This is a genomic window from Pseudoalteromonas sp. M58, assembly GCF_042604605.1.
GTDB lineage: Bacteria > Pseudomonadota > Gammaproteobacteria > Enterobacterales > Alteromonadaceae > Pseudoalteromonas > Pseudoalteromonas tetraodonis.
Genome location: NZ_CP152390.1, coordinates 78618 through 94267 on the forward strand (window position 1 = coordinate 78618; position 15650 = coordinate 94267).

The window sequence follows — 15650 nt, forward strand, 5'->3', positions numbered from 1 at the left end:
AGAATGTAATTAAGTTGTTAATCAAGACAGGCTAACTATAGTCAATTTATCGAAGAAATAAAAATGGCGCAGTTAAAAATGCGCCATTTTATTTTTATAATTAGTAGTTTAGGTGTGGTTATGAGTCGCTAACTTCGCGCGCCCAATGCTGTTGCTTTGCAACGTGTAATTTGCGGTAACCATCAAGAAGTGCTGCATGCTTTTTAAAACCCTCAAGCGATAAGCCTGGGAAAGTTAAGCCGTTAAATAATTTACGACCTTCAGCAATTTCAATAGCAAGCGTGACATTGTCGCTACCAAACATTAAACCTAATGCATCTTGATAACTTGCATATTCGCGCTCGTCATCATATTTAATTTCAAGGATTGCTTTTAAGCAACGAAAGTGACGCATCGCTTCGTCGTTTACTTGGCCGGTATGCAAAATCCAATCAACCCAGTCAATAGCTTCTTCATTACCCGCCGCTAAGCATAAATGTGCTTTAAGCTCACCAATGCGTAGTGTGTGCCAAGGTGTATCGGCGTCGGTTGCTAAGCCAATGAATTCAGCTGCGCGAATAATATCGCTGTGGCCTGCTTCTTCGAGGTTGTCGTAAATTTCCATCCATTGTTCGCTATCGTACTGATCAAGCGATAAGAAGTCTTCACGGAATTTAGCGCCTTCATTATTGTTGCGCCAAATTAACTCATCTACTGGATAAATGTCTGACATACCAGGAACTAAAATACGACATGCATACACGTTTAAGTGGGTGTAATCCATAATATAGATATCGTGACCCATGCTATGAATTAAATCAGTACAGAAGTTGTATTCTTGCTCAGTTGAACCACTAAAGTCCCAATGTACAAATTCAAAATCTGCTTCAGAGCGGAAAAAGTCATGTGAAATTAAACCGCTTGAATCAATAAAGTGCAGTTCAATGTTCTCAGGAGTAGCGACTTCGTCGTTATCAAATGTAGCAGGTTGGAATACGTCTAGTTGATCTAGGCGACGACCTTGCAGTAATTCAGTAACGGTACGCTCTAGCGCTACTTCAAATGAAGGGTGGGCACCAAAAGAAGCAAATACTGACCCATCAACAGGGTTTATAAGCGTGACACTCATTACTGGGTATTTACCGCCTAGTGATGCATCCGCAATGCGTAAATGGAAGCCATGGCTACGCAGCTCTTCACAAGCTTCATGAATTTTAGGGTATTGTTTTACCACCTCTTCAGGCACGATTGGCAAGCTGATACCTTCGGCAATAATGCGGTTTTTAATAGCGCGCTCAAATACTTCAGATAATCCCTGAACACGGGCTTCAAATTTAGTATTACCGGCACTCATACCATTAGAAACAAAAATATTACCAATCACATTCACCGGAATGTAAATGTCTTGGTTGTCGCGCTGACGAGTGTACGGTACAGAACAAATACCACGTTCGAAATTGCCAGAGTTAAAGTCATAAAGGTGTGATGCGGTTAATTCACGCTCTGGGTCAAAATAATCCCATAAGCTCTCATCCATAATACCCTGTGGTATTTCATCGTTTTCAACTTTAAACCATTTCTCGTTTGGATAATGAGTAAAGTCATCATTGGCAAATTCTTCGCCTAAGTAAAAATCAGCAAAAAAGTAGTTACAGCTTAAACGCTCAAAATATTCACCTAGCGCAGAGGCAATAGAGGCTTTATCAGTGGCACCTTTACCATTAGTAAACATCACACCGCAGTCGCTATCTTTTATATGAACTGAATAACAGTTTGCTACAGGGTTAAGCCACAGCGCTTCTTCAATATTAATATTTAGCGCTTTTAGCTTGTTTTGCATGGTAGAGATAGACGATTCTAAATCGCGGTCTTTACCTTTAATAAATGTTTTTTCAGTCATTTTTATCTCAACTAGGTCTGCACAATACATGAACTGTGTATTATCGTGGATTTTGATGTTTATTTCACCCTTTACCCGCTTTTCGTAGCGTTTTTAATAGAACGATTATGAATATATGCTAATAATAGTTTATTGAAATAGTTAAAGGGTATGTTTATGTTTAAAGTAATCAAACGGTTGCTATTGGTTGTTGTGGTTTTAGCACTCGCCAGTACTGCAATTGTTTACGGCGTTTTGACCTTAAGTTTGCCAGCCCTTGATGGTAAAGGCCGAAGCGATGCGGTAACACAGCCCGTTAAAGTCGCTCGTGATACGCTTGGCCAAGCCGTTATTACTGCAACTACTCGTCATGACGCTGCCTATGGCTTAGGGTATGCGCATGGGCAAGACCGCTTTTTTCAAATGGATTTATTACGTCGTAATGCGGCCGGTGAGCTAAGCGAACTATTTGGTGAAGCCGCGCTTGGGCTTGATAAAAAAATGCGTTTTCACCAATTACGTAAACGCAGCCAAGCTATTTTAAAAACCCTCCCGAAGGCCGACAAACAGCTGCTACGCAGTTATGCCCAAGGTGTAAATGAAGGCCTTGCACAAGTAGGGTACCCAAGTTTTGAATATTTAATCACAGGGGCCGAGCAAAAGCCTTGGCAAAGTGAAGACAGTTTATTAGTTATTTTTAGCATGTACCTTGATTTACAGTCATCTACATTTGAGCGCGACCAAGCTTTAATTCAAATAGAGCAGCAGTACGGTGCTGAAATGGTAAGTTTTTTAACTCAGCCTAGCCAATATCAAGCCGCATTGGATGGCAGTCAGCTCGCTCTTTTGAATAACCCAATCCCCGAGCTTTTATCGCAACCAATCACCGCGATTAAACCCATTACCGCTAACTTAGAAGTGGGTAGTAATAATTGGGCGGTCACCTCAAATTTAACCAACACTCAGGCTGCGATGCTCTCTGATGATATGCATTTATCAATGGCTGTGCCGGTTATTTGGTATCGAGCCCAATTAAACTATTCATTAAATAATAAACCCATGCAGGTAACGGGTGTCTCGCTTCCGGGAGCGCCGGCGATTGTAGTAGGCACAAATAACAACGTTGCATGGGGGTTTACCAACGGGTATTTAGATACCGCCGATTGGATTGCGCTTAATAGCGATAGCAAAATGTGGCAAGTAGATGAGCCTATTGCATTACCCAGTGGCAAAGTAGAAAGTTACTCTCTTACGCTCAGTGAATACGGTCCGGTAAAATACATTAATGAAAAGCCTTATGCACTGAGCTGGGCTGCACATCAACCATACGCCGTTAATATGCAGCTATTACAGCTTGAGCAAGCACAGAGTGTTGATGATGCGCTTGATATTGCAAGTGACGTAGGCATTCCTGTGCAAAACCTGCTGGTGGTCGATGACCAAGGAAATGCAGCATGGAAAAATATGGGCGGCATACCTGCGCGAACAACACCCAGTGAATTAGCCGTAAAAGAAGAAGATTACTCCGCGCTTTGGCAGCAAAACGAAATCGATCGACCTTTTATTAAAAATCCTGAAAACGGGCGATTATGGACAGGTAATTCTCGAGTGGTATCTGCTGATGATAACGTCCGTTTTGGTAATGGCGGCTATGCGCTTGGAGCCCGTGCAACGCAAATTCGCGATAGGTTATTTGAAAAACAACGCTTTAATGAAAGTGATTTTTATCAGTTGCAGTTAGATAACCAAGCACGGTTTTTAATGCCTTGGCATGCCTTACTGCTTGAGCAGTTAAAAAAGCAGCCCGCGCGCTATAAAGATCATATAAATGCCCTCGAAAACTGGCAGCAATGCGCTTGCCCGCAATCAATAGGGTATACCTTAGTAAAGACGTATCGTGATGAACTGATAAATATTTTATTTAGCAGTATTGAGACAACACTCAACCAGCGAGATGGCACATTAAAATATGTGAAACGTGATTTAGAGCCTGCTGTTTGGCAGTTAATAAAGGCTCAGCCAACAAGTTGGGTTAATCCGCAGTTTACTAATTGGGAGCAGCAATTACAGGGTGCCTTTGAGCAAACACTCACGCAGTTAACATCAAGGTTTGGTAATAACATACAAAACTGGCAGTGGGGAAAAGTAAACGAATTAGCGATTGAGCACCCGTTTGCTAAACAAATGCCCATACTAAGTAAGTTACTTAACATGCCAACAGCGCCCGGGTTTGGTGACAGTTATATGCCAGCGGTGCAAAAACGTAGTTTTGGCGCATCACAGCGTTTTATTGTTCAGCCTGGGCACTTAAAAAATGCTATTTTAACGATTCCGGGTGGGCAATCAGGGCACCCACTTTCTGAGTTTTATCGAGCTGGCTTTGATGAATATGTAAAAGGTAAGCACACGCCATTATTACCGCAAGCATTAATGCATCAAATTGAAATTGCACCAATGAACGACTAGCCTTGGATGCAAAGTGAGCTAAATAAGTAGTAATAACGTTTTATAACCCAGATAAAGCAATTATAGGAAAACAAAAATGAAAAAATTACTACCGGCATTAATCACCAGTTTACTGTTAAGCAATCATGCATTTGCGGATGAAAACCCTGTTACGGCTACACAATTAAGTGAACATGTTTACGTGTTATTTGGTCAAGGCGGTAACATTGCCGCAAGCGTGGGGGATGATGGCATTTATATTATTGACGATCAGTTTGCCAAGCTTTCCGACGATATAAAAAAAACCATTAGCGACTTAAAGCCAGGCAGTGCCGAGTTTGTAATTAATACCCATCATCATGGTGACCATACTGGGGGTAACGAAAACTTTGCCAAAGCGGGCGCACATGTGATTGCTCACGACAATGTGCACAAACGCTTAAAAGAAAAACATGGTGAGGGTTCTGATTACTTACCGCGTATTAGTTTTGGCCATGATTTAAAACTGCACTTTAACAATGAGCATGCGCATGTTGTGCACTACTCAAATGCACACACAGATGGCGACTCGGTTATCTTTTTTAGTAACGACAACATAGTGCACATGGGCGATATATATTTTAACTTTGGAAGCTTACCTTTTGTTGATGTAGATAGTGGCGGTAGTGTTGATGGTGTTTTAGCGGCGGTTGATGATGTGATCAAACAAATTGATGAAAAAACAACCGTTATTCCAGGGCATGGCCCGATAAGCGACCGTTCAGGGCTAATGACGTATCGTAAGCTGGTACAAAAAGCGAAAGATGTTATGCTTAATGCTATGCAAAACGATGCCAGTTTAGAGCAAGTCCTCAAAGCCGATCCATTATCAGAACTTGGCCTTGAATATGCAAACTGGTTACCAAAAGAGCGTGTAACCACCCTTTTTTATCGCAGTTTAAAGTAGCGCCTAGCGCGAACCATAACGCATAAACCTAATTAAGCTGAGCATTTGTTCAGCTTTTTTGATTTTTACGTGCCTAAAGGAGTTGTATATGTCGGCAGAAAAAACCCATCTTGAAATTTGTAATTTAAGCAGAGAACAATACCCACAAATTAAAACCTTGATGGACGAAGCGTACCCTGATTTAGGCGGCGCATGGCCAAGCCATACAATTTTTAGACTTATAGATCAGTTCCCTGAAGGGCAAATTGGTATTGTTGATGATGGCGTGCTGGTGGGTTTAGCGCTGAGTGTACAAGTGGATTATGCACGTTTTTCAAACCCGCACACCTATGAAGATATTGCTGATGGCCATGACCGTGTATTTAGTGATACTACAGGTGACGCGCTATATGGTTTAGATGTTGCTATTAGTGAGCAGTACCGAGGCATGCGTTTAGGGCGTCGTCTTTATGATGCCCGTAAAGAATTATGTCGCCAATATAACTTACGCGCTATTTTAGCGGGTGGCCGCATTCCGCGTTATTACAATCACAGCGACGATATGACGCCAATGGAATACATTGCCAAGGTGGATCAAAAAGAGATATACGATCCAATATTGAGCTTTCAATTAGCTAACGATTTTCAGGTAAAGCGTTTACTTAAAAAGTACCTTCCAGAGGATCAAGAATCAGTAGGTTATGCCACGTTACTTGAGTGGAATAACATTATGTTTGAGCCAACCGATACCGTTATTGAGTCGACTAAATCAATTGTACGTGTTGGGGCTGTGCAGTGGCAAATGCGCTGTGTTGAGTCGGTTGAAGAAATGCTTAAGCAAGTTGAATACTTTGTTGATACGGTGTCTGATTATAAAAGCGACTTTATTTTATTTCCGGAGTTCTTTAACGCGCCACTGATGGGGTTAACTGAGCAAAGTAATCAAACCGAAGCCATTCGTTATTTAGCTGAATACACTGAGACTTTTAAAAACGCGATGTCGCGCATGGCAATTGAGTACAACGCGAATATTATCACCGGCTCTATGCCGCTTGCCGAGGGTGATAAAATTTATAACGTGAGTTACCTGTGCCACCGCAGTGGCAAAATAGATGAGCAACGTAAAATTCATATCACCCCGCATGAACATAATGATTGGGTGATTCAAGGCGGTGATAAAATAGCGGTATTTGAAACCGATGCCGGTCGCGTAGGGATTCAAATTTGTTACGATGTTGAGTTTCCAGAGTTGTCGCGTATTTTAGCAACCCAAGGGCTTGATATTTTATTTGTGCCATTTTGGACCGACACCAAAAATAGTTATTTACGTGTTCGCCACTGTGCACAAGCGCGCGCTATTGAAAACGAGTGTTATGTGGTTATCGCAGGTTCGGTGGGTAATTTACCCGAAGTAGAAAGTTTAGATGTACAGTACTCGCAATCTGCTGTTCTTACACCGTCTGACTTTTCATTTCCACACGATGCCACACTAAATGAGGCCACCACCAATACCGAAATGCTATTATTTAGCGACTTAGATATGGACAAGTTAAAAATACTTCACAGTGAAGGTACCGTGCGTAACTTAAAAGACCGCCGCAGTGATTTATATGAAGTGATATTGAAAAAGAGAGATGTTTAATGGCGTGGATGTACTTAATAATTGCAGGGTTACTTGAAATTGGTTGGCCAATAGGCCTAAAAATTTCACAAAACCCAGATACCCGTTGGCAAGGCATTGCAATTGCAATCGCGTTTATGGTCGCAAGTGGCTTTATGCTTTGGTTAGCGCAAAAGCAAATCTCTATGGGGACTTCTTATGCGGTATGGACGGGGATTGGCGCAGCAGGTACGTTTTTAGTTGGCATATTATTTTATGGTGATGCAGCCACTTTTGGCCGTATTGCTGGTGTATTAATGATTATTTGTGGTGTCATCACCTTAAAAATTAGTCATTAATTGTTAGATTAAACAAGCGCAGGTTTATACCTGCGCTTGTTTTAACTACTTGGCAGCATAACCAATATGGCAGCCACTGCAATCAGCACTAGCCCCGCACTATCTTGGCGCTTTAGCGGCTGCTTTAGCCATAAAATAGAGATTAACATGGTAAAAAATACTTCTATTTGACCGAGCGTTTTTACATAGGCGACATGTTGTAAGCTCATGGCACTAAACCAGCCTACGGAACCTAAGCAGCTAAATACACTCACTGCACTTGTCATTTTCTTATATTGATACATCATTTTAAAGGTATGGCGCTCTTTTAAAGCAATGTATATACATAACATCAGTGTTTGCAAGCTAATAATCAGTAACAAAACCCACGCGGGTGCATAAGGAAAAGCTATACCCGAGCTTAAACTTGCTTCGCGGATCCATGACGATGACAACGCAAACGAAGTACCGCAAGCAAGCCCTGTTAAGGCGGTTTTTAAGCTAAAATGTTTCACATTCGCAATGCCGCTTAATAGCAATACAGCGAGTGCGCCAATAAATACACCAATCCAACCTAAAAATGAAAGCGCCGAACCAAAAAATAGTAATCCTAATATCGCCGCCATTAGCGCTTCGCTTTTAGCAAGGCCCGCGCCTACTGCAAAATTGTTCATTTTAAACAACTTCACCATGAGCCCTGTGGCAATAATTTGCACTATGCTGGCTCCAATAATATAGCTAATAAATAAAGGATTAAATGAAGGGAGAGGCGCATCTTGGTAATAATAAAGCGCATATAAATACAGCCCTGCAATAGGGCTTGCGACAATAAAGCGGGCTAGAGTAACGCCAGCAACGCTGACATGAGCGCTTAATTTGCTTTGCAGCGCATTACGCCATGACTGCATAAATGCGGCAAAAATAGTGAGTAAAATCCAAATCATCTTAAACAACATACAAAAAAGTGGAGAGCTAATTTAGCAGTACTCTGGCATTAAAGCGACCATCAAAAAGGCATAATGAATATTCATCACCTGCGACAATTTGCCACAGTGACGCACTGCTTAAATCGGCTATAGTGTGAGGGATGTTACTGCTAGCCGCCAGAGCTCAGGTTATTTATATTTGGCGGCTTTTTTCTATTTGCTGTGTTATTTTGGGTCATAAATAATAACTTGAGAATTATAATGACGATTTTATTGGTTTGCGCCTTAATTGCAGTGATCATGCCTTATGTTGCGAGAGTCCCAGCTATTATAGAAATGAATAAGCTCGGTGGTTACGATAATAAACATCCACGGCAACAACAAACACAACTTACAGGACTCGGAGCACGGGCGCTGGCTGCTCATCAAAACTGTTTTGAATCGTTAGCGGTTTTTGCCGTTGCTTTGGCTGCTGTATTAGGCACAAACAATGTTAATGCCGTAACCGAAACTTTAGCGATGACGCACATTGTAGCGCGTATTTTATTTTGTACTTTTTATTATTTAAACCTCGATATTATTCGCTCGATCACTTGGCTGGTGGGAATAGGCACCGCTATTGGCATGATCGCCGTCAGTTTATAACGAGAATAAGCAAAAACCACAAAGCAAGCAGCCTAAAAGGGTGCTTGCTTTATAGTCTTAAACACTTATTCCCATTAATGCGATATGTTAACTCGCTCTATTAAATCACTTTTTGTAACTGTACTGTTGAGTGCAAAATCAAGTTGTATTAGTACGTTTTGTTGTCCCATTGATGAAGGTGTATATTGCCATTGCATCAGTGCTCTTTTTGCTTCTTTGTTAAAGACTGCTTCTGGTTCAGCTTTTACAACAGTAATGTTAGCTGTTTTGCCTGCTGGGGTTATGTCGTATTTTAATACCACTGAACCGCTAATGCCTTGTTCCGCCGCTTGTTTTGGGTAAAGCGGTTCGATTCGCATTACGGGAGCAATAGATGTTTCTTTTTTAGCTGATGCTTCAGGTTGCTTTGCTACAGCTAAGCCACTGAGCAAGCTCGCAGCGATAAGTAACACGCTTCCTTTTGCTAGGCGCGAATGTGCGCCGTTATGTTTGATATTAGTAAGTCGTTGTAACATGGTTTTTTTATCTCCGTAGTGTGAATAAGCCATCAGACCCGCTGGCGCATTGGCAGCGCAGTTTATTAAGGCTTTGCTGTATAAAATTTGTTGCTGTGTGGTTTTATTGCTTAGTACCCGTTCATCACAAGTTAGCTCCTGCAAACGTCTACAGCTTGCGTAAGCCATCCAAGCCAGAGGGTTAAACCACAATAAAATTGTAGCCAGTAATAGCAGCACATTTATAAGGTTGTCTTTGCGCTTTATATGCACGTTTTCGTGCTCTAGAATAAGCGCCAGAGTAGTATTATCAAACTGAGTATTATAATTGTGCGGCAATACCAGTTTGCTATTAAAAACACCAATGACCATGGGCGTAGCCACCTGAGCACTGGTATAAGTTTTTACTCCGGTTATTACCTGCTTAAAGTTCGCTAATTCAGTGAGCTGTAGGCCTTTAACAAATCGGGTATGGGTAACAACAGCGGCAATTAATAAGACCGTGGTAATAATGACATACAGTAGCGCTAAACTAACACTCAAGCTGTTTGTAAGTACCTGATTAGGTGTAATTAAATAGTAACTAATGCCGCTATTTTGCAGTGGCTTAATTGCACTAGGTAAATTAGCCAACAGAACTGATACAGGTATTAACCAAGCTAATTTATACACAAAGCGTGAACCAAGGGTTTTTAAGCCAAAGCGCTCAAGTAAAACAAACCCTGCAAACAACAGACTTAATAATAGCTGCTGCTCAATGAGCCAATTAAATCCTATTTGAATCGCCATGCTAACTCCTTACTTTTGATTCTTTTCCCAGTCATCAATGACTTTTTTAAGCTCGTTTATATCTTGCTGAGAGAGTTGCTCCGATTTAGCGAAGCCACTTACCAAAGGGGCAATACGACCACTAAAAAAGCGCTCTATGAAGTTCTTACTCTCTTTTAAAGTATAATCAGCACGGGCAATACATGGCGTATAAATATATTGGCGGCCGTCTTTTTCAAAGCTAAGCGCGCCTTTTTTTACTAAACGACCCAATAAGGTTTTAATGGTTTTTTCGTGCCATTGTTTATCGTCACTTAAACGCTCAATAATTTGGCTGGCTGTGGCGGGGTAGTTAATCCAGAGTGCATCCAGCACTTCAAATTCTGCTTTTGATAATTCGATCATTTTATTGCCTACAAGTGTAATCTTTCATTTAAGACTACGCTTGTAATCTATTTTTGCAAGTTTATTTTTTGTTTTTAATCACGCTAAAGGGAGGGGATTAGTGTGAGCTTATTGGCTTAAAATATCGTTTTTGTTAATTTTTATAAAGTGGTTTTCTGGGAGGTTTAAATTATCTAATAGTAATTCACTGATCTGTACGCGGTATAAATCAATGACTGTGTAGCCACAGTAATGCGCCATTTTACGTATTTGCCTGTTGAGCCCTTGTTTTAAAACAATACTAAATTGATTATTCGTTATTTTAACTACTTCACAAGGTCGTGTTATTTGCTTATCAACGGGGACGCCTGCTGCCATTTTTTCACAAAAATGCGCGTCTAATGGTTTATTCACAGTGACTAAGTAGCGTTTGGGTTGATGAAAGTCTGGATGAATCAGTTGATTACAAAAGTCTCCGTCGTTGGTCAAGATAATTAAACCACGAGAATCTTTATCAAGGCGGCCAATAGGGTAAACACGGGTAAGTTGAGGCAGGTGATGAATAAGGCTGCTGGGGTCGTGATGATTGAGTTTACAGTCAATCCCTACCGGTTTGTGATAGGCAAAGTACACTAAATCGGCTGGGCCTTTAATGGCGTGACCATTAACGATAACACGGTCGTTTTCGTCCACATGATCAATATGATTAGCGGGGCGATTATTAACGATGACAACGCCTTCATCAATCAAGCGCGACGCTTGTTTTCGTGAGCAAATACCGGCATGAGCAATGTATTTAGCAAGTCTAATTTTTGTATCCATAATGCCTTGTAATTAAAAAATATTGATCGCGATTATAGCAAAGCTGCGTATTGATTACTTGGACAGTTAATTTAACAGTAGGTAGGTTACTATGGGTATTCAATTTTCAGAACTAAAAAAGCATCAGCCATTACAAAAAGTGGTTGTTCATTCACTGGAAATGGCCTTGTACCAAGTGTCTGTTGTCATTAATAATGTTGAATACTATGTACAAGAAAGTAATGGTGAATTCGTGAAGGCACTAAGCCCATTACATATTCAAAAACGCTTTGAAGATATCGCCTATGCACAAATGATGCTAAGGCACACCAGTGCTTATGATGAAATGTGTGGTCAACCGGAAAAAATTTCCAGTAATATGCTCGAAGTGCCCTTTGGGCAAAACAACCTGTTTTAATATCAGGTATTTGCTAATATAGGTTTATTTGGAATCATCCAATGTACCTATTACATCCCGATAATTCTGAGCAATTAAATCAAGCACTGCGCGCGCACATGCTTGAGTTTAATGCTCAGCACTTCGACGCACAGCGTCAACCTCTTGGCTTTAAATATCTCGATAAACAAGGTGAGTTAGTTGCAGGCATAAGCGGTCATGTGTTTGGTAACTGGTTGCTAATAAGCTGGTTATGGTGCGATGAATCTGCACGAGGCAATGGCTTGGCTGATTCGTTATTAACATCACTTGAAAATGCAGCAATTGAAATGGGTGCCGTTCAGGCTCAGCTTGACACCTTAGACTTTCAAGCCAAGCCTTTTTATGAAAAACGGGGTTACCAAGTTAAATATCAACTTGATAATTACCCACTTAATGGCACTCGTTACTTTATGGAAAAACCGCTAATAGTGGCTAAATAACGCTGATTGGAGCGTTATTTTTTTGCTGTTAATGGCGTACCATCAAAGGTAATACCTAAAAATGGGGTGGCTTCAGGCGCTAACATAAAGGTGCGAATATTCATATGGTCGTCTGCATCTGGGTTGTTTAGTACGTCTTCGCGATAAAATGCCCCAAAACAATCTAATGTATTTTGCTTACTAAGACCATTGAGCTTAGCAAACGCAAAAATTTTGCATGAACCGTTATTTTCACTCGCAGAGCTCAATAACCCATGGTTACTAAAACTGCACGCTGTAAAAGTATAATGCTCATCAATAACGGCCATAGTATCAGCAAAACCAATGCTTTTAGGCTCATTCGCGAGCGTTGTTAAGTAGTTTGTGAGCGTCATACGCTGTCCTTGTTATTATAAGATATTGTTAAGTAATTACCCCTAACCTATCTTATGATTGATTTATATTCAATTGAGCCAATAAAACAAGCATAGTTTATTTACCAATTAAGTGGGTTAACGCATGAATGTTGGTTATTTCAATATCAGCAAGTCCTTTGTAGGCATAGGCTTGTGCTTGATTATTTAACCACACAGACTGGCAGCCAGCGTTATTAGCACCTTGCACATCGCTATCAAGGCTGTCACCTATGTGTAAAATTTCACTGTTGTTAATACGCAAATGTGTTGCAGCTTGATCAAATAAGGTCGTATGTGGTTTAGCTTTACCGTGCAAGCCAGCTTGTAGCACCAGTTCAAACTTATCTTTTAAATTAAAACGCTCAACCTCTACATTACCGTTAGTAATGGCAATTAATTTGTAGTGCTGGCTTAGTTTATCGAGCAATGTTAGTACGTCTTCGCTCACTTCAATATTACTGCGCGCATCAGCAAATGCTTGATAAGCACTGTGTGCATGATGCTCTACTTCATCGTTTTTAAAACCAAGCTCAGACAAAACTAAGCGTAGGGTATGTTTACGCCACTGAGTGACGTTATCAATGAGTTCAGGTTGGTGTTGAACAACTCGCTCACGGCATTGTTGCCAAAACTGTGGCCCCTGTTTTTTATAGCCTGGCAGCGCATTTAAATAATCAATTTGCGCCTGAACGGCTGCGGTTATGATTGGGCGGTTGTCGTATAAGGTGTCGTCTAAGTCAAAGCTTAGTACAGAAAAAGGAGAAATTGCGCGATTAAATCGGATCATGGTTATTACCCTAATCGGTTCGTTTTTTAGCACGTGGATGGGTGTTGTCGTACACCTTAGCCAAGTGCTGAAAATCTAAATGAGTATAAACTTGGGTTGCAGATAAACTACTGTGGCCTAATAGCTCCTGTACTGCTCGTAAATCGCCAGACGATTCTAAAATATGCGACGCAAATGAGTGGCGTAATTTATGCGGATGCACTTGTGAGCTTATACCTTGTTTAATGCCCCATTCTTGCATTCGCAAACGGACTTGGCGCACAGAGATACGGTTTTTTTTACTACTTAAAAATACCGCGTGTTCGTCTGCGCCCATAAATAGCGGCCGAACCGCGAGCCATTTCTTTAATGCCTCAAGGGCCTTAGAGCCAACCGGTATTAGCCGTTCTTTTGCACCTTTACCACGTACCAGTATTTCACCATTACGGGCGTTTATATCCTGCATGTTAGCACCAACTAACTCGCTAATGCGCAGACCTGATGAATACATGAGTTCCATCATGGCTTTATCTCGAATGGCAAGTGGATCGTCATCGGGTATTTCGAGTAAACGTGCCATTTGGTCAACATCAAGATTTTTAGGTAAAGGCTTGGCAAATTTAGGGCCTTTTATCCCTTGCGCGGGGTTATGGTAATGCGGTTGCTCAGTAATATTTTTTGCTTTTAAAAACTTATATAAACTTCGAATGCAGCTTAGCTTTAAGCTGATTGTTCTGCCGCTCAGTTGCTTAGCGCGCAGCGCCATGCTGTAACGGCGAATGTGCTCACTTTGTACGGCAAACCAATTGTCGCATAGCTTATTAAAATACAAGGCGGCAAAACCTAATTGGCTAACATATTGATTGACGGTGTGCGCTGAATACTGGCGTTCAAATTTTAAGTAATCACTAAATAATGTAATGGGTGTACGCCAGCTATCGCTTAAGTCGCTAATATTTGGCGTGTCGTCGCTCATGCCAGTTCCAGTAACCGTATTTGTAATGAGCGTACAAAATCTAACACAAATAAGTTATCTTGTGAGGGCTCAAAGTGGTTCTCATCGTGGCTGCCAAAAGCCAAAATTGCGTAGGGGTTACTCGGTTCACCAATTAAATACAGGGCGGTCGATTGGGTATCCTCGTTAAAGAGTAAGTCGCGCTCTTGCTGATTTACCCGCCCTAAATAATGATTACTATCTGACAATCTGTGCTTTACTAAGCCCTCAAACGCGCTGTCGTATCTTACGAGTTTGCACTCATTAATAGTCGGGCTCATGCAAATAATGTTGCGTAAGTTACTTGCCAAAGTATTAAAGTCATAATTGCTCCAAAGCTGACGATGGCATTGACTGAACAAGCGGTACACGAGTTCATTTTGCGTGGCATGCTTGGTCATCGTCTCGATTTGATGTTTTAACTGAGTATTATGTTCACGTAGTTGACGTTGCTGAATATGTACTAACGAAGTCGCACCCTGAACTTGCTGTTGTAACTCAAGTTGCGCTAATAGCGCAGGTTGATTTATTAAAAAATTAGGGTGCTGTTGTAAGTAATCTATTACTTGCTGTTTAGTTAATTCACTCATAGTGCAACTTGTCCATCAAATACATGTTCAGCGGGGCCTGTCATACGCACTGGGTGGCCTTCGCCACTCCAGCGAACTTGTAAGCTACCGCCTGGTAAATCAACTTGCACTGTGCTGGTGAGCTTGTTTTGAATAAAGCCAATCACCATAGCGGCACACGCACCGGTACCACAAGCAAGTGTTTCGCTTACACCACGTTCCCACACTCTGAGTTTAATGTGTTCTTGAGAAATAACCTGCATAAAGCCAATATTTGCGCGCTGTGGAAAACGTTCATGATTTTCAAGCAACGGGCCAAGGGTACTCACTTGTGCCGTTTCAATGTCGTCTACTTCCATGACGCAATGCGGGTTACCCATAGAAACAGCACCACTAAAAACGGTATGTTCTTCTGCGCGAATAATGTAAGTTAGCTCACGTTTGGTTGCTTTGAGCGGGATTTTACTCGGCTCAAAATTAGGGTGTCCCATGTTAACCGTTACTTGGCCGTCTTTTTCAATATACAGGGTGAGGTTACCCGATTTAGTTGAAACGCTAATTTTATGTTTATTGGTTAAGCCTTTCATGCGCACAAAGCGGGCAAAGCAGCGGGCGCCGTTACCACATTGTTCTACTTCGTGGCCGTCGGCATTAAAAATCCGATAGTGAAAATCGAGATCGGGTGAGTAAGGGGCTTCAACCATCAGTAATTGGTCAAACCCAATGCCGAAATGGCGATCGGCCAGCTTTTTGATTTGATCACGGGATAAAAAAACGTTTTGTGTAATATTATCAATCACAACAAAGTCGTTACCTAAGCCGTGCATTTTGGAAAAATTAACTAACATAGCGCTCTAATTCGG

Annotated in this window: 17 protein-coding genes; 7 read left to right on the top strand and 10 right to left on the bottom strand. The window is 41.3% G+C overall.

Going from position 1 to position 15650, the window contains the following annotated elements; all coding sequences use genetic code 11:
• Positions 1–118: 118 nt before the first annotated feature.
• Positions 119–1879, bottom strand: coding sequence for a 30S ribosomal protein S12 methylthiotransferase accessory factor YcaO (gene ycaO, locus AAGD16_RS00405; protein WP_013463710.1), 1761 nt, complete (start codon positions 1877–1879; stop codon positions 119–121).
• Between the two features lie 156 nt (positions 1880–2035).
• Here ycaO and AAGD16_RS00410 point away from each other — a divergent pair, with 156 nt between their 5' ends.
• The 4 genes from AAGD16_RS00410 (at position 2036) to AAGD16_RS00425 (ending at position 7187) form a co-directional block, all read left to right on the top strand.
• Positions 2036–4324: a penicillin acylase family protein gene (locus AAGD16_RS00410; protein ID WP_377112946.1), complete on the top strand. Its 2289-nt coding sequence runs from the start codon at positions 2036–2038 to the stop codon at positions 4322–4324.
• 76 nt (positions 4325–4400) lie between these two features.
• Entirely contained in the window at positions 4401–5249 is an 849-nt protein-coding gene (locus AAGD16_RS00415) for an MBL fold metallo-hydrolase (protein WP_033103662.1), read from the top strand.
• A gap of 88 nt (positions 5250–5337) precedes the next feature.
• Positions 5338–6870 carry a bifunctional GNAT family N-acetyltransferase/carbon-nitrogen hydrolase family protein gene (locus AAGD16_RS00420; RefSeq protein ID WP_016900226.1) on the top strand — a complete coding sequence of 511 codons (1533 nt, stop codon included), beginning with the start codon at positions 5338–5340 and terminating at the stop codon, positions 6868–6870.
• Entirely contained in the window at positions 6870–7187 is a 318-nt protein-coding gene (locus AAGD16_RS00425) for a multidrug efflux SMR transporter (RefSeq protein ID WP_016900225.1), read from the top strand. The genes AAGD16_RS00420 and AAGD16_RS00425 overlap by 1 nt, the downstream gene beginning before the upstream one ends.
• A gap of 41 nt (positions 7188–7228) precedes the next feature.
• Here the strand turns inward: AAGD16_RS00425 and AAGD16_RS00430 are convergent, their stop codons facing one another.
• A complete protein-coding gene (locus AAGD16_RS00430) occupies positions 7229–8110 on the bottom strand; it encodes a DMT family transporter (RefSeq protein WP_013463714.1) in 882 nt (293 codons plus the stop codon).
• A gap of 243 nt (positions 8111–8353) precedes the next feature.
• Between AAGD16_RS00430 and AAGD16_RS00435 the strand changes: the two genes are divergently transcribed.
• Positions 8354–8737 (top strand): MAPEG family protein, encoded by a 384-nt coding sequence (locus tag AAGD16_RS00435; protein ID WP_377112951.1) that lies wholly within the window; start codon positions 8354–8356, stop codon positions 8735–8737.
• A 74-nt stretch (positions 8738–8811) separates the two neighbouring features.
• Here the strand turns inward: AAGD16_RS00435 and AAGD16_RS00440 are convergent, their stop codons facing one another.
• The 3 genes from AAGD16_RS00440 to AAGD16_RS00450 form a co-directional block, all read right to left on the bottom strand.
• Complete coding sequence (locus AAGD16_RS00440; RefSeq protein WP_377112954.1) at positions 8812–10020, bottom strand: TonB family protein; 1209 nt, start codon at positions 10018–10020, stop codon at positions 8812–8814.
• Between the two features lie 9 nt (positions 10021–10029).
• Complete coding sequence (locus tag AAGD16_RS00445; RefSeq protein ID WP_016900222.1) at positions 10030–10404, bottom strand: BlaI/MecI/CopY family transcriptional regulator; 375 nt, start codon at positions 10402–10404, stop codon at positions 10030–10032.
• A gap of 108 nt (positions 10405–10512) precedes the next feature.
• Positions 10513–11205, bottom strand: a complete 693-nt coding sequence (locus AAGD16_RS00450) for a pseudouridine synthase (protein WP_377112957.1) — start codon at positions 11203–11205, stop codon at positions 10513–10515.
• Positions 11206–11296: 91 nt separating this feature from the next.
• On the opposite strand from AAGD16_RS00450, the gene AAGD16_RS00455 reads away from it, so the two are divergent.
• Together AAGD16_RS00455 and AAGD16_RS00460 are read left to right on the top strand one after the other, a co-directional pair.
• Positions 11297–11602 carry a DUF6482 family protein gene (locus AAGD16_RS00455; protein WP_013463720.1) on the top strand — a complete coding sequence of 102 codons (306 nt, stop codon included), beginning with the start codon at positions 11297–11299 and terminating at the stop codon, positions 11600–11602.
• Between the two features lie 41 nt (positions 11603–11643).
• Entirely contained in the window at positions 11644–12063 is a 420-nt protein-coding gene (locus AAGD16_RS00460) for an N-acetyltransferase (protein WP_033103665.1), read from the top strand.
• A gap of 14 nt (positions 12064–12077) precedes the next feature.
• Here the strand turns inward: AAGD16_RS00460 and AAGD16_RS00465 are convergent, their stop codons facing one another.
• The 5 genes from AAGD16_RS00465 to dapF form a co-directional block, all read right to left on the bottom strand.
• Positions 12078–12437 carry a HopJ type III effector protein gene (locus AAGD16_RS00465; protein WP_033103666.1) on the bottom strand — a complete coding sequence of 120 codons (360 nt, stop codon included), beginning with the start codon at positions 12435–12437 and terminating at the stop codon, positions 12078–12080.
• Positions 12438–12534: 97 nt separating this feature from the next.
• Positions 12535–13245, bottom strand: coding sequence for an HAD-IA family hydrolase (locus AAGD16_RS00470; protein ID WP_377112961.1), 711 nt, complete (start codon positions 13243–13245; stop codon positions 12535–12537).
• 10 nt (positions 13246–13255) lie between these two features.
• Positions 13256–14200 (bottom strand): tyrosine recombinase XerC, encoded by a 945-nt coding sequence (locus tag AAGD16_RS00475; protein WP_013463724.1) that lies wholly within the window; start codon positions 14198–14200, stop codon positions 13256–13258.
• Positions 14197–14808 (bottom strand): DUF484 family protein, encoded by a 612-nt coding sequence (locus AAGD16_RS00480; protein WP_377112966.1) that lies wholly within the window; start codon positions 14806–14808, stop codon positions 14197–14199. The genes AAGD16_RS00475 and AAGD16_RS00480 overlap by 4 nt, the downstream gene beginning before the upstream one ends.
• On the bottom strand, positions 14805–15635 hold the full coding sequence (gene dapF / locus AAGD16_RS00485) for a diaminopimelate epimerase (protein ID WP_013463726.1): 831 nt from the start codon (positions 15633–15635) through the stop codon (positions 14805–14807). The genes AAGD16_RS00480 and dapF overlap by 4 nt, the downstream gene beginning before the upstream one ends.
• Between the last annotated feature and the right edge of the window lie 15 nt (positions 15636–15650).

Bases quoted from the DNA above. Each gene is read 5' to 3' on its own strand.
- ycaO (WP_013463710.1), bottom strand. From the start codon at position 1,879: ATGACTGAAAAAACATTTATTAAAGGTAAAGACCGCGATTTAGAATCG.
- AAGD16_RS00435 (WP_377112951.1), top strand. From the start codon at position 8,354: ATGACGATTTTATTGGTTTGCGCCTTAATTGCAGTGATCATGCCTTAT.
- AAGD16_RS00440 (WP_377112954.1), bottom strand. From the start codon at position 10,020: ATGGCGATTCAAATAGGATTTAATTGGCTCATTGAGCAGCAGCTATTA.
- AAGD16_RS00460 (WP_033103665.1), top strand. From the start codon at position 11,644: ATGTACCTATTACATCCCGATAATTCTGAGCAATTAAATCAAGCACTG.
- AAGD16_RS00470 (WP_377112961.1), bottom strand. From the start codon at position 13,245: ATGATCCGATTTAATCGCGCAATTTCTCCTTTTTCTGTACTAAGCTTT.
- AAGD16_RS00480 (WP_377112966.1), bottom strand. From the start codon at position 14,808: ATGAGTGAATTAACTAAACAGCAAGTAATAGATTACTTACAACAGCAC.
- AAGD16_RS00445 (WP_016900222.1), bottom strand. From the start codon at position 10,404: ATGATCGAATTATCAAAAGCAGAATTTGAAGTGCTGGATGCACTCTGG.
- AAGD16_RS00455 (WP_013463720.1), top strand. From the start codon at position 11,297: ATGGGTATTCAATTTTCAGAACTAAAAAAGCATCAGCCATTACAAAAA.
- AAGD16_RS00430 (WP_013463714.1), bottom strand. From the start codon at position 8,110: ATGATTTGGATTTTACTCACTATTTTTGCCGCATTTATGCAGTCATGG.
- AAGD16_RS00425 (WP_016900225.1), top strand. From the start codon at position 6,870: ATGGCGTGGATGTACTTAATAATTGCAGGGTTACTTGAAATTGGTTGG.
- AAGD16_RS00465 (WP_033103666.1), bottom strand. From the start codon at position 12,437: ATGACGCTCACAAACTACTTAACAACGCTCGCGAATGAGCCTAAAAGC.
- AAGD16_RS00450 (WP_377112957.1), bottom strand. From the start codon at position 11,205: ATGGATACAAAAATTAGACTTGCTAAATACATTGCTCATGCCGGTATT.
- AAGD16_RS00415 (WP_033103662.1), top strand. From the start codon at position 4,401: ATGAAAAAATTACTACCGGCATTAATCACCAGTTTACTGTTAAGCAAT.
- dapF (WP_013463726.1), bottom strand. From the start codon at position 15,635: ATGTTAGTTAATTTTTCCAAAATGCACGGCTTAGGTAACGACTTTGTT.
- AAGD16_RS00420 (WP_016900226.1), top strand. From the start codon at position 5,338: ATGTCGGCAGAAAAAACCCATCTTGAAATTTGTAATTTAAGCAGAGAA.
- AAGD16_RS00475 (WP_013463724.1), bottom strand. From the start codon at position 14,200: ATGAGCGACGACACGCCAAATATTAGCGACTTAAGCGATAGCTGGCGT.
- AAGD16_RS00410 (WP_377112946.1), top strand. From the start codon at position 2,036: ATGTTTAAAGTAATCAAACGGTTGCTATTGGTTGTTGTGGTTTTAGCA.